Source organism: Neorhizobium sp. BETTINA12A (genome assembly GCF_023006485.1).
Classification (GTDB): Bacteria; Pseudomonadota; Alphaproteobacteria; order Rhizobiales; family Rhizobiaceae; genus Neorhizobium.
Genome location: NZ_JALBGW010000363.1, coordinates 1 through 582 on the forward strand (window position 1 = coordinate 1; position 582 = coordinate 582).

General features: G+C 65.3%; 1 protein-coding gene. It reads right to left on the minus strand.

The window, feature by feature from the left end:
- The coding region (locus MOV61_RS30175; RefSeq protein ID WP_247139209.1) for a penicillin-binding transpeptidase domain-containing protein at positions 1 to 582 on the minus strand (582 nt) is incomplete at both ends.

Genomic DNA, 582 nt, shown 5'->3' on the forward strand with positions numbered 1-582 from the left:
CCGCACGTCGGCGCGGCGGAAACGGATCATCAGCCGCGATGGGCCGACCGCATCCAGCAGCCGCACGGCCGGCACGTTGAGCGACAGCTGCAGCGCCTGGCGGACGCTGACATCGCCCTGGTAGGTCATGTCGAAATTTTTCGGCCGGTAACCGAAGAAATCCGCCGGGCGGTCCTCGATGATCGTTTCCTGGGAAACCAGCCCCTGCTCGAAGGCAAGGCCATAGATGAACGGCTTCAGCGTCGAGCCCGGCGAGCGGTTGACCCGCGTCATGTCCACCCAGCCGGAGCGGCTCGCATCGAAATAATCTGCCGAACCGACCTCGCCGACGATCGCACCGGTGGTGATGTCCGCCATCACCATGGCGACCGAAACCTTCGGGCTGAGCTTCATCGAAGCTTCCCGGGCGACCTGCTCAAGCCCCTGCTGGATGCTGCGCTTCAAAGTCGTCTTGTGCTGCTCGACCTTCGGCTGTTTGCGGATCGCCGCTTCGGCGAGATGCGCCGCATAGGCCGGCAATTGCAGCCTGCGTGCCGGGATGCCGTCGCGTGCCGCCCGCTCCGCTTCGCCGTCGCCAGTGAT